This window comes from Aliarcobacter sp. (assembly GCF_041672065.1).
Classification (GTDB): domain Bacteria; phylum Campylobacterota; class Campylobacteria; order Campylobacterales; family Arcobacteraceae; genus Aliarcobacter; species Aliarcobacter skirrowii.
Map to the genome: position 1 here is coordinate 1 of NZ_JBAZAH010000050.1, position 12149 is coordinate 12149.

Genomic DNA, 12149 nt, shown 5'->3' on the forward strand with positions numbered 1-12149 from the left:
TAATTTATTGTTGCTTTTACATTTTTCATAGTTGAAGCTCCTAATGCTTTTTGATTATATTTAAAAGACCAAACTTTTTTTACTTCTAAGTCATCATTAACAGTTAGTTGTAATAGATTTAACAATAGCACCATTTAGAATAGATGAATTATTTGTTAAATTCATAGTAATAATTTAAGAATCAACACCGTTTGGGTTTGTTTACAGTTGTTTTAATAGCTGTTTTTGGGCTTCCATTACTATTTAAAATTTGAAGATTTAATCCATTATTTAAATATTCTTGACCAAAACTAATTTTTAACATAATATTATGTTCTCCTTGTATATAAGATATTTGATTTATGATTGTTAAAGTTAAATAAAGATTAGTTCACTATAATTAAACTAATTTTAAGAAAAGTAATAATAAAAGTGAGGAAATTGTTATGAAGATAAACACTAATATTCAACAGTTTAGTTCGCTAAGTGGAATAAAGGTAACACAAAATTCAAATACAAGCCAAAACAAAAATAGTGAAGCAGTAAATATAAATATTGACTTAAAAACACTAAATAGCTTAAATCTACTTTCATCTTCAGATGAAGAGACTTTTATTACTACTTGGGATAATAGTTATATTAATCCCGATATGGAAGCTTTAGTAAAAAAGCTAGAAGAGCATTATAAAAAAACAAATGAAGAAAATAAAAAATTTCCAGACCCATCAAATCATATTTGGAATAAATATAATAACCCAAAATATGAATATTATGCAAAAGAGATGAATGATACTGAAAGAAAAATTTCTTTTGAGCAAGAAAAAAGTCAATTAAATGGGAAATATCACTCATTTCAAACTGCTGACTATCATGTAAAAGATATGAAAGCTATCTATGATGATGTTGATGTTGCAAGACAAAAAGCATACTATAGAGATAAAGTAAATGAGCAGTTTTCACAACTTTTAGATAGATATGGCATAGAGATACCAAAAGATACAAATATTAGTTTTACTATTGATCCATATGATTATAAAGTAAGTGTTAGTGGAATTGAAGATAAAAGTTTAGCAAGTTTACTAGAAGATGTACTAAATACAGCAGATAATTCAAAAGAGTTATTTACACACATCTATAAAAGTTCTACGGATAATAATTCACAAATAACTTTAGAAAGCAATGAAAAAAGCCGTATTTTTCACGAAATAAAAGATAAAACTGGCTATGATCTAAGAGATTTAGAAAATATAGATGATAAATTCCTTACACAATATGGAACAGATATTTTAGAAATATACAAAGAAGCTATGATGAAAAGCGATAAAGTTTCAGAGCAAAATAAAGGTTTGCTATATGAATTTAATGCAAAAAAACTACAAGATGTAGCCAAAAAAGGTTTTGAAAATGTACCTGATATGGTTTTATCAATAGATTATAAAAATGGAAGTTTTTATGATGTAGGACAAAGTGAAAATTTTGGAACGGGAAAAACAAAATGGATAGATGAGTTAAAAGCTTCAAAATCTCAAACTTTAGGAGAAGCTTTCAAAAATTATAGACAAGATAGTGTAAATCTTGAAGATAAACAAGGTATTATAAAAGAAGCATTAAATTTAAATACTCTAACTTTGGATAGTTTAAAATCTGAAGCAAAAGGCTTATTTGAAGAGTATGGAACAAGTGATATGGAATTAATCAAACTAATACTTATGCAAAAATATCTTATGGGAAAAGAGGATAGCCAAGATGGTAAAGAATTTTATAAACTCTTAAAAGAGTGGGAAAATGAGATTAAAATCTCAATTGATAGGTAATATCTCCAGCTCCAACACCTAAAAATATACCTTCATCATAAGTTTTTATGATTTTATCATCTTTTATAAGCTCTATTTTGCCTTTGTAAGATACTACTCTATCTGCAAAAATTGGATTATAAGAGGCAAACTCTTTTTCTAAATTTAAATCAAGTTTTTTCTCACCAGCAACTTTCCAAATAGGTAAAATTATCAACTCATCACATCTTCTAAAGCACTTTTTAAAACCTTCTAGATTATCAGCAGTTCTACTATATTTATGTGGTTGCCAAAGAACTATTCTATTGTTAAAATTTGTTAAGTTGTCATATAACTCAACTGATTTCATAGTTGCTTCAATCTCTGTTGGATGATGAGCATAATCATCAATAACTACAAATTTATCATTTGATTGAACAATATCAAATCTCTTTTTAATACCTTTATAGTTTAAAAGATTTTTTCTAATTGTCTCAATATCAAGCTCATTTAAAGCAGCCAAAATTGCCAAAGAGGCATTTGAAGCTATATGAAATCCAAATCCCCAAACCTCAAATTCTCCATAATCTTTTAGAGTAAATTTTGTACAAGGTTCTCCATTTTTAATTGTATAACATAGATTTTTTATATCTTTTGATGGATAAAGATATGTTGCATCCTCAATTTTTAATTTTTGAATATCTTTATCTTCACCATTTACAACTCTTTTTTTTGCTAAACTCAAAAAAGTTTCATAAGATTCATAAAATTTATCATAATCATAGTGATAATACTCCATATGCTCAGGCTCAGCATTTGTAACAATTGCACAATATGGATTTGAAAGTAAAAAAGATGCATCACTCTCATCTGCTTCAAATACAACAGTTTTATCTACATATCTAAAATTACTTCCAAACTCTTTTGAAATTGCTCCAATTAAAGTGCTACTTTGAAGTATTGTTGCTAAAATTGCAGTTGTAGTTGATTTTCCATGAGCTCCTGCAACACAATAGTTTTTCTTATCCCCTAAAATAATTGGTAGTGCCTCTTTTCTACTTAAAGTTCTTATTTGCTTAAGTCTTGCCTCTATAAGCTCTGGATTTTCATCTGTTACTGCTGCTGAATAAATTACTAAATCCAAATCTTTTGTTATATTTTTAGCATCTTGCGGACAAGATATTTTAATACCCTCATTTATTAGCTCTTTTATAATTGGTGAACTTTTAACATCACTTCCACTAACCCTATGCCCATCAAAATTTAAAAATCTAGCTAAGGCAGAAAGACCAATTCCCCCAATTCCAATAAAATGAACTCTCATATTTTCCCCTCTTAATCTTCTGAAATAGGTATTAAAATTTGATTAAATTTATACATATCAAATGCTACTAAATCACTATTTGTATAGATAATTTTAAAGAAAGTTCTCTTTTTAAACATAATATCTTTTAAAGGAAGAACCTGTAAAATATTTTTCTGTTTTCTTAACTCTCTAATTGGATTCTTATCTCCACTTTCTATTTCAACTTTTTCATTAAATACTTTTGCAATATTCTCAAAATGGTTTAATAAATTCTCTTGATTATCTTTTTGTCCAATTGGATCGTGATTAAATACTTTTGCTTTTAATTTTAATTGACTAGCTAAATCAAAAACAATTGGAGCAATCTGTTCATAAGATAGATAATCATTTAAAACAACTCCAATATTTTTTGATGATCTTAAATTCTCTTCACCTTTTTTATACATTGGAAGTTTTATACAATCTAATTTTTTAAGCATCTTTTTGTCTTTAAACATAGAAGGGCTTGGTGCAATAAGTCCAATATTATACTTTCTACTATCCTCTTTAAACAGATCTTCAAAACCTTTATTTGCATAATCTATATGCAAAACTATTGTAGGAAAATTTCTTAATTCATTTTTTACAAGAGTCATTATTTTTGGTGTAGTTGGTCTTGTAACTCTTACAATTAATAAAGAGTTTTTTAATTTTTCATTTAAAAATTTAGTATCTCTTAAAATATGTTTTACACTAAGTTCATCTTCTAAATATAGATCAAGATACAGATATATATTATTTCCAAAAGGCATTGGAAATTGACCTTGAGTTTTTCCAATTACATTGTAAATATTCATCAATACAGATGGTTTTCCAATTACAAGGATTATATCGTTTGGTTTTAAAACTAAACTTCTTTTTAATTCTACTAATTTTTGATTTCTATAAAGACCAAAAATTCTCCAATCTTTTTGCTCTAAAGTAGCAATTGATTTATAAGCATACGAGCTTCCAAATGGAATTTTAATCTCCATAATTTCACCCTGCTTTAGTCCAATATTTTGAGCAAGAACAGGAATATTTGGTAATCTTTCAACCATTCCATTAGCAAGTACATCTATACCTTTATAGATGTGAACCATTGGATCTTTTAAGCTAATTCCCCAATAATCCAATATTGTGATTTGAAGATTCTTTTTATACTCTCTAATTATTTTTATAGTACTTAGCATCTCATCTTTTGAGTTTAATGCCATCAAAACTTCACTATGAATATCTTTATCTAAAACCATTGATAATTTAGAGCTAGAAGTTGGGTCAAACTTATAAAATGTAAAATTTGTAGGCTTATGAATTGGTAAAATTACATCATTCATATATACGACATCATAGCTATTATCGCCTGTATTTGACTCTACAATTCTTTGTAAAAGCTTCTTCGCAACAATACCATCAAGTATAATTAATATTTTTTTCATGGGCAAAATTATATCTTAAAAAGTTTAATAGTAGATTTTGGATAGAATCTATTTTTTATTAATTTAAAACAAAATCCTAATTTACAAAAAGGTTTATAATATTTATGGAATTTAAAATCGATGCAACTTCACAAGGCGCAAGAGCCTGTACAATCAAAACAGCCAACAGCACTATCTTAACTCCTGTTTTTATGCCAGTTGGTACTCAAGGAACTGTAAAAGCTCTTGATGCAAACGATATGCTAGAACTTGGAGCAAAAATAATCTTAGGAAATACTTATCACTTATACTTAAGACCTGGAAGCAAACTAATAAAAAAATTTGGTGGACTTCATGGTTTTTCAAAATTTCCAAACTCATTTTTAACAGATAGTGGAGGATTTCAAGCTTTTTCACTAAGCGATAATAGTAAACCTGATGAAAATGGAATTATGTTTAAATCTCATATTGATGGAAGCCGTCACTACTTTACGCCAAAAAGTGTACTTGATACACAATATGATTTAAACTCTGATATTATGATGATTTTAGATGATTTAGTAGCACTTCCAAATACAAAAGAGAGAATTGCTAAATCAATTGAAAGAACTACAAAATGGGCAAAAGAAGCTATTACTTATCACATGGAGCAAAAATCTCGTGGTATTGGAACACATCAGAATATTTTTGCAATTATTCAAGGTGGAACAGATAAAGAGTTTAGAAAACAAAGTGCCCAACAACTTTGTGCAATGAGTGATTATGATGGTTTTGCAATTGGTGGATTAAGTGTTGGTGAACCAAATGCTCTTATGTATGAAACTGTTGAGTGGACAACACAATTTATGCCAAAAGAAAAACCAAGATACTTAATGGGAGTTGGAACACCTGAGGATTTGATAGAAAATATAGAGCGTGGTGTTGATATGTTTGATTGTGTAATGCCTACAAGAAATGCAAGAAATGGAACACTATTTACAAGTTTTGGAAGATTAAATATTAAAAAAGCAGAGTTTAAAGAAGATATTAAACCAATAGATGAGAGTTGTTCTTGTTATACTTGTAAAAATTTTACAAGAGCTTATTTAAATCATCTTTTAAGAGCTGGTGAAATAACATATTTTAGACTTGCTTCAATTCATAATATTTTCTACTACTTGGATTTAATGAAACAAGCAAGAGAGGCTATTTTAAAAGATAATTGGGTGGAATTTAAAAAAGATTTTTATGCTAAAAGAGGCTAATAAACTTTTTTTTGATAGAATACTTACTTTAAGATAAAGGAAAAATATGTCAAATATTATTGTAGATGATAATTTAATAACAAGATTAGAAAAACTCTCTAGTGTGAAAATAGAAGATGATAAAAAAGAGCAGTTAAAAAGTGATATATCTCAAATGCTTGAATTTGTAAACAACTTAAATGAAGTTGATGTTTCAAATGTAGAGGCAATTGCAAGTGTAATTGAGGGTGGAACACCTTTTAGAGAAGATGTTGCAGTTTCAAGTAAAGAGATATCTGATGCAATTTTAAAAAATGCACCAAAAAGTGAAGATAACTACTTTGTAGTTCCAAAAATTATAGAGTAAAATATGATAAAAGTTTATGGTATAAAAACTTGTGGAAGCGTGCGAAATGCTTTGAAGTTTTTCAAAGACCACAACATAGAGATTGATTTTGTAGATTTAAAAACTACAAAAATAGATTTAGAAACTGTTAAAAAATGGTCACAAAAAGTTGATATAGATATACTTTTTAACTCAAAAGGTACTAAATACAAAACTATGAATTTAAAAGAGTTAAATCTTAATGAGCAAGGTAAAAAAGAGTATCTTGCAAATGAACCTATGCTTTTTAAAAGACCTGTTATAGAGTATGGTGATAAACTTGTAGTTGCTTGGAATGAAGAGGAGTATAAGAAGATTTTTTTATAAATCTTCTTACTTTATTTTCTAGCCTCTTTTAATGTTTCAGCAATCATAAATGATAGTTCTAAAGCTTGATCAGCATTTAATCTTGGATCACATTGCGTATGATATCTACTAGCTAAATCACTTTGTTTAATTGCAGATGATCTACTTCCAGTACACTCTGTTACATTTTGCCCAGTCATCTCAAGATGAATTCCGCCAGCGTATGATCCTTGAGCTTTATGAATTTGGAAGAACTGTTTTACTTCACCTAAAATTGCTTCAAAATCTCTTGTTTTATATCCATTTTCAGCTTTTATAGTATTTCCATGCATTGGATCGCTTGACCATAAAACTTTTTTACCCTCTTTTTCAACTCTTGCTAAAAGTTTTGGGAAGTGTTCATAAATTTTTTCATTACCCATTCTAACAATTAAATTTAATCTTCCAGCTTCATTGTCTGGATTTAAAGCATCAATTAATTTAATTAGCTCATCCTCTTTCATTGATGGACCAACTTTACAACCAATTGGATTTTTAATTCCTCTAAAATACTCAATATGAGCACCATCAAGCTCTCTTGTTCTATCTCCAATCCAAAGCATATGAGCAGAGCAGTTAAACCAATCACCTGTGATTGAATCTCTTCTTGTAAGTGCCTCTTCATAGTTCAGTAATAGTGCTTCATGAGATGTAAATAGTGTTGTTTGATTTAGTTGTGGAGTATTTTCACTTGTTATTCCACAAGCTTTCATAAATGCCAAACTCTCACTAATTTTATTTGCTATCTCTTCATATTTTGCACCTAAAGTATTGTCTTTAACAAAATCCAAATTCCATAAGTGCACTTGATTTAAATCAGCCATTCCACCTCTTGAGAATGCTCTTAAAAGGTTCATTGTAGCAGCACTTTGATTATATGCTTTTAAAAGTTTTTTTGCTTTTGGTTCTCTTGCATCAAGAGTAAAATCCATATCATTTATGATATCTCCTCTATATGATGGAAGACTAAGACCATTTATCTCTTCAAAATCTGCACTTCTTGGCTTTGCAAATTGTCCAGCAACCCTTCCAACTTTTACAACAGGGCAACCACCTGAAAATGTTAATACAACTGCCATTTGCATCATTACTTTAAACAAATCTTTGATATTTTGTGCATTAAAAGAGCTAAAACTCTCAGCACAATCTCCACCTTGAAGTAAAAATGCCTCACCATTTACAACTTTTGCAAGCTGTTTTTTCAAACTTAATGCTTCACCAGCAAAAATTAAAGGAGGATAGCTAGCTAACTCTTGTTCAACCTCTTTTAAAGTTTTTATATCATTATATGTTGGTTGTTGTTTTATAGGGAACTCTCTCCAGCTACTTGGGCTCCAATTTTTCATATTTGCTACCTTTTCTTATTTTTTATTAATGGAAAAATTTTATCCAATATATCTTAATATTAAATTAATTTTTAACTTTTTCTAAAAGCTCTTTAAATGATATTTTAAAAGCTTCAAGCCCATCATTTAAAAGTTTGTTAGATATTTTATCTACATTGAAACCATTTTTATCTAAAAGATCTAAAAATGTATCACATTCAGCTTCAGATATTACAACTGAAGGCTCTTTTTTACCAATTTCAAGCCATGCTTCAATAGTAGAAAGTGGTGCTGTGTTTATACTATTTGGATAGATTAAATTATCAACATAGTAGCTAGGGCTTAGTTCATTACCTTTTACACCTGTACTTGCAAAAAGAGTTCTTATATTTCTATTTTCAAACTTTTCAACTATATGGTAACACTTTGTTGCATTTATAATTCCAAGTTTTGAGTGTGGTAAACCTTTTATGATTAAATCACCATCAATTTCTCTATCAAATCTTGAAACAAATACAGAAATAACAGCTTTTATATCTTTATTTGAAGCTTTTATTCCCTCATCAAGTGCCATTGCACACATTTTTGCTTGTTCTTGTGAAAAAACCAAAGTAGCATTCACATGAATTCCTCTACTTGTAAGTTCTCTCATTGCAATATAACCAGCTTGTGTTGCTGGTATTTTTATCATAACATTATCAGAGTGTAAAGATTTGTGAATTCTTAATCCCTCTTCAATAGTTAAAGAAGCATCATCACACAAAAGTGGGTCAACCTCTATTGATATAAATCCATTGTTATTGTTTTTTTTATAAAGTGGTTCTAAAAGTTCAGCTGCTCTTTTGATATCTGTAAAAGCAAGCTCTTCATAAATTGCTTTATTCTCATTTGCTTGAAGCATTAAAAGTTGTTGTTTATATGCGCTTGAACTTTTAATTGATGATTCAAAAATAGCTGGATTTGATGTTGCACCTTTTATTGTTCCATCATTTATAATCTCTTGAAATCTATTTTCTAAAAAATCTCTTTCAATAAAATCACACCAAATTGAGTAATTTATCTCTTCAAACTCTTTCATCTCTTAAGCCTTTATATAATCTAAAATTTTTGTTAAATCTTTTGTATCAACAATTATATTTGCCTCTTTTTTAAGTATATCTTTTGCACAAAAAGCAACTCTTGTATCAGCTTTTTCAAACATACTTAAATCATTTGCACCATCTCCACAAACCAATGTATCCTCTTTTGATATTTTTAAAAGACCTTGAAGTCTTTGTATCATATCACCTTTTGAGTAGCCAAACATCATATCACCACCAACAAGTCCTGTTAAAACTCCATCTTTTTGGTGTAAAATATTTGAAAAATCTGCATCAAGTCCCAATTTATCTTTAGCAGGTGATGTTCCTAATCTAAATCCACCACTAAAACAAACAACTTTATAATTCATTTTTTGTAACTCTTTTACAATCTCTTTTGAACCTGTCATTAAAGGAAGATTTGCACAAATATCAACTACTTTTTTATAATCCATTCCCTTTAAAAGTGCTACTCTTTGAATTAAAGATTCAAAAAAATCCAATCTTCCACTCATAGCCTCTTCTGTTATTTTTTTTACTTCACTTCCAATTCCAAACTCATCTGCAAGAAAATCTATAGTTTCTCCATCCATAAGTGTTGAATCAAAATCAAAAACTGCTAATTTCATAAATATCCTAAAACTTTAAATATTAAAGGGTATAATATTAGCCAAATTTAACTAAATAGTTTAAAAAGGAAAGCTTTTTTATGTTTGAAACACTAATTTCTAAACTTCAAGATGGTAAATACTTAACACTTGAAACAACACCTCAACACGAACCATCAATGCACAATATTGTAGAAAAAATTAAAAAATTTAAAATAGATTCAAAAGTTGATGGCTTTACTTGTACAGATAATCCTTTGGCAAAATTAAAATATAACTCACTTTTTGCTGCTTTAAAACTTCAAACAGAGTTTAAAAAACCAGTAATTGCAACAATGACAATGAGAGATAGAAATAAAATTGCTTTACAATCTGATTTACTAGGAGCTAATGATTTTGATATTAGAGCAATTTTAGCTCTTACAGGAGATCCTGCAAAAATGAGTGATCAACCAAATAGTAAAGGTGTTTTTGAAGCAAACTCTTTAATGCTTTTAAAGATGATTAAATCTTTTAACTATGGTATGGATTTTGCTGGTAGGCCTTTTAAAATTGAACCAAAACAGATATTTCCATTTGCAGTTGTAAATGCATATGCTAAAAATTTTGGGAGTTTGGAAAAAAAGATGAATTTAAAGATTCAAAACGGTGCTGTTGGAGTTATAACTCAACCTGTTTTTGACATTGAAAATGTAAAAAAACTACTTGAAAGCTTTGAAATTGCAAAAGAGAATGTAGAAGGTGATAAGAAAAAATCACAACTAATACTTGGGCTATTTCCTATTACAAAACTAAGAACTGCGCTATTTTTATCTGCACAAGTTCCAGGAATTCATGTTCCTCAATTTTGGATAGATGAACTTGAACGAGCTCATAGTATTAGTGAGGAAGAGGAGTATAAAGTTGGAATGCACTTAAGCAAAAATCTATTTAAAGAGATTAATAAAATTCATCCAAAAATTCATCTAATGACTGCAAACAATAAATTTGAAGTTGCAAGTGAGATTTTAGATTGAGATTGGCTTCAATTGATGTTGGTCTAAAAAGAGTTGGGGTTGCAATCTCTCTTATGAGTGATATTGTAACTCCACAAAATGCAATTATTAGAAAAAATAGAAATCAAGCTGCTCTTGAAGTAAACAATTTTTTAAAAGAGTGGCAAATTGAAAAACTAATTATTGGACTTCCAAGCTCAAATATAGATACTCAAAATAGAATAAAACACTTTACAAACCTACTAGAACTTAAAATTCCTTTTGAATTTTGTGAAGAAAATCTTAGCTCAATAGAGGCAAAAGAGCTTATGAAAGGTGAAGTAAAACAAGTAAGAGATGGAAGAATTGACTCAATTGCTGCAAAAATAATTTTAGAAAGATATATAAATTTAAGTAAAAAATAATAAATAGTTTAAAAAGGAGAACTTATGAATTTCACATTTAATGCCTACTATACACTAATTGCAGCTGTTATAGTTTTGCTTATTGGTAAATTTTTAGTAAATAAAATTGAGTTTTTAAGAAGATATAATATACCAGAACCTGTTGCTGGTGGTCTTGTGGCAGCTACTATTTCTACTTTTGTATATAATTTTTGGGGTCATAGTATAACAACTAGTAGCGAACTTCAAACAAGTTTTATGCTTATATTTTTTATATCAATTGGTCTTAGTGCAAATTTTGCAAAATTAAAAGAGGGTGGGAAATCTCTTTTTATTTTTCTTTTTGTAGTTTCTGGTTTTATTATAATTCAAAACTTTGTTGGAATATCTCTTGCTACACTATTAGGAATTGATCCACTTATTGGTCTTATAGCTGGTTCTGTTTCACTGACTGGTGGACATGGAACAGCTGGAGCTTGGGGAGAAATTTTAGAGACAAAATATGCAATTGAAGGTGCTATGGCCCTAGGAATGGCAGCTGCAACTTTTGGTCTTGTAATGGGTGGACTTATTGGTGGACCTTTAGCAAAATTTTTAATAAATAGATATAAGCTTGCTAGTGAAAAATCTAGAAAAGAAGATGACTTAAAAAATGAGAAAGTAATTGATGAATTTGTTCCTTTTGAGTATCCTCAAGAGGTAAGATTAATTACTGCAAATAGTGCAATATCAACTTTAGCTCTATTTGCAGCTTGTTTAGCATTTGCTGATTTTATGACAAACTTTGCAAAAGGAAGTGCACTTGAACTACCTACTTTTGTCTGGGCACTTGCAGGTGGTGTAATTTTAAGAAATGTTTTAGAAAATATATTCAAAATTGAGATTTTTGATAGAGCAATTGATGTTTTTGGAAATGCTTCATTATCTTTATATTTAGCAATGGCTCTACTTTCACTTAAACTTTGGCAACTATCAAATCTAGCTGGTGCTTTAACTGTGATTTTAGTTTCACAAGTTTTAATTATGATTTTATATGCATATTTTGTAACATTTAGAACTATGGGTAAAAATTATGATGCAAGTGTTTTAGCAGCTGGGCATTGTGGTTTTGGTTTAGGAGCAACTCCTACAGCAGTTGCAAATATGCAAGCAATTACAAATATGTATGGATCTTCTCATAAAGCATTTTTAATAGTTCCTCTTTGTGGAGCATTTTTTGTAGATTTAATAAATGCTACAGTTATACAAACAGTTTTAAAGTTTTTTGAGTAATTATTTAAACCTAAAGAACTTTTACAAGCTCTTTAGGTTTT

General features: G+C 28.7%; 13 protein-coding genes. 7 read left to right on the forward strand and 6 right to left on the reverse strand.

What is annotated here, in order from left to right; genetic code table 11:
* Positions 1-181: 181 nt before the first annotated feature.
* Complete coding sequence (locus tag WC168_RS07575; protein ID WP_265735335.1) at positions 182-304, reverse strand: hypothetical protein; 123 nt, start codon at positions 302-304, stop codon at positions 182-184.
* Positions 305-425: 121 nt separating this feature from the next.
* Between WC168_RS07575 and WC168_RS07580 the strand changes: the two genes are divergently transcribed.
* Entirely contained in the window at positions 426-1793 is a 1368-nt protein-coding gene (locus WC168_RS07580) for a DUF4885 family protein (RefSeq protein WP_372618488.1), read from the forward strand.
* Here WC168_RS07580 and murC read toward each other — a convergent pair.
* Positions 1771-3075 (reverse strand): UDP-N-acetylmuramate--L-alanine ligase, encoded by a 1305-nt coding sequence (gene murC / locus WC168_RS07585; protein WP_279133274.1) that lies wholly within the window; start codon positions 3073-3075, stop codon positions 1771-1773. The genes WC168_RS07580 and murC overlap by 23 nt on opposite strands.
* A gap of 11 nt (positions 3076-3086) precedes the next feature.
* Positions 3087-4514: a COG3400 family protein gene (locus WC168_RS07590; RefSeq protein ID WP_279133272.1), complete on the reverse strand. Its 1428-nt coding sequence runs from the start codon at positions 4512-4514 to the stop codon at positions 3087-3089.
* 104 nt (positions 4515-4618) lie between these two features.
* Between WC168_RS07590 and tgt the strand changes: the two genes are divergently transcribed.
* The 3 genes from tgt to WC168_RS07605 are packed head-to-tail and all read left to right on the forward strand — an operon-like array spanning position 4619 to position 6428.
* Complete coding sequence (gene tgt, locus WC168_RS07595) at positions 4619-5737, forward strand: tRNA guanosine(34) transglycosylase Tgt (protein WP_279133270.1); 1119 nt, start codon at positions 4619-4621, stop codon at positions 5735-5737.
* A gap of 55 nt (positions 5738-5792) precedes the next feature.
* Positions 5793-6083: an Asp-tRNA(Asn)/Glu-tRNA(Gln) amidotransferase subunit GatC gene (gene gatC / locus WC168_RS07600; RefSeq protein ID WP_279133415.1), complete on the forward strand. Its 291-nt coding sequence runs from the start codon at positions 5793-5795 to the stop codon at positions 6081-6083.
* 3 nt (positions 6084-6086) lie between these two features.
* A complete protein-coding gene (locus tag WC168_RS07605; RefSeq protein ID WP_372618491.1) occupies positions 6087-6428 on the forward strand; it encodes an arsenate reductase family protein in 342 nt (113 codons plus the stop codon).
* Between the two features lie 11 nt (positions 6429-6439).
* On the opposite strand, the gene WC168_RS07610 is transcribed toward WC168_RS07605, so the two are convergent.
* The 3 genes from WC168_RS07610 to serB all read right to left on the reverse strand — a co-directional run bounded on the left by WC168_RS07610 (position 6440) and on the right by serB (position 9479).
* Entirely contained in the window at positions 6440-7792 is a 1353-nt protein-coding gene (locus WC168_RS07610; protein WP_372618493.1) for a class II 3-deoxy-7-phosphoheptulonate synthase, read from the reverse strand.
* A gap of 64 nt (positions 7793-7856) precedes the next feature.
* Entirely contained in the window at positions 7857-8849 is a 993-nt protein-coding gene (locus WC168_RS07615; protein WP_066162901.1) for a transaldolase, read from the reverse strand.
* Positions 8850-8852: 3 nt separating this feature from the next.
* Positions 8853-9479, reverse strand: a complete 627-nt coding sequence (serB, locus tag WC168_RS07620) for a phosphoserine phosphatase SerB (protein WP_066356278.1) — start codon at positions 9477-9479, stop codon at positions 8853-8855.
* 80 nt (positions 9480-9559) lie between these two features.
* On the opposite strand from serB, the gene WC168_RS07625 reads away from it, so the two are divergent.
* From WC168_RS07625 to gltS, 3 genes are read left to right on the forward strand one after another with little or no spacing between them, the layout of a single operon-like run.
* A complete protein-coding gene (locus tag WC168_RS07625) occupies positions 9560-10474 on the forward strand; it encodes a methylenetetrahydrofolate reductase (protein WP_066162907.1) in 915 nt (304 codons plus the stop codon).
* Complete coding sequence (ruvX, locus tag WC168_RS07630) at positions 10471-10857, forward strand: Holliday junction resolvase RuvX (protein ID WP_066162909.1); 387 nt, start codon at positions 10471-10473, stop codon at positions 10855-10857. Before WC168_RS07625 ends, ruvX begins: the two co-directional genes overlap by 4 nt.
* A 24-nt stretch (positions 10858-10881) precedes the next feature.
* A complete protein-coding gene (gltS, locus tag WC168_RS07635) occupies positions 10882-12108 on the forward strand; it encodes a sodium/glutamate symporter (protein ID WP_372618496.1) in 1227 nt (408 codons plus the stop codon).
* Positions 12109-12149: the final 41 nt, after the last annotated feature.

What these genes read in the sequence shown, in the direction of transcription:
- WC168_RS07575 (WP_265735335.1), bottom strand. Translation starts at nt 304, where the DNA reads ATGTTAAAAATTAGTTTTGGTCAAGAATATTTAAATAATGGATTAAAT.
- WC168_RS07580 (WP_372618488.1), top strand. Translation starts at nt 426, where the DNA reads ATGAAGATAAACACTAATATTCAACAGTTTAGTTCGCTAAGTGGAATA.
- murC (WP_279133274.1), bottom strand. Translation starts at nt 3,075, where the DNA reads ATGAGAGTTCATTTTATTGGAATTGGGGGAATTGGTCTTTCTGCCTTA.
- WC168_RS07590 (WP_279133272.1), bottom strand. Translation starts at nt 4,514, where the DNA reads ATGAAAAAAATATTAATTATACTTGATGGTATTGTTGCGAAGAAGCTT.
- tgt (WP_279133270.1), top strand. Translation starts at nt 4,619, where the DNA reads ATGGAATTTAAAATCGATGCAACTTCACAAGGCGCAAGAGCCTGTACA.
- WC168_RS07605 (WP_372618491.1), top strand. Translation starts at nt 6,087, where the DNA reads ATGATAAAAGTTTATGGTATAAAAACTTGTGGAAGCGTGCGAAATGCT.
- WC168_RS07610 (WP_372618493.1), bottom strand. Translation starts at nt 7,792, where the DNA reads ATGAAAAATTGGAGCCCAAGTAGCTGGAGAGAGTTCCCTATAAAACAA.
- WC168_RS07615 (WP_066162901.1), bottom strand. Translation starts at nt 8,849, where the DNA reads ATGAAAGAGTTTGAAGAGATAAATTACTCAATTTGGTGTGATTTTATT.
- serB (WP_066356278.1), bottom strand. Translation starts at nt 9,479, where the DNA reads ATGAAATTAGCAGTTTTTGATTTTGATTCAACACTTATGGATGGAGAA.
- WC168_RS07625 (WP_066162907.1), top strand. Translation starts at nt 9,560, where the DNA reads ATGTTTGAAACACTAATTTCTAAACTTCAAGATGGTAAATACTTAACA.
- gltS (WP_372618496.1), top strand. Translation starts at nt 10,882, where the DNA reads ATGAATTTCACATTTAATGCCTACTATACACTAATTGCAGCTGTTATA.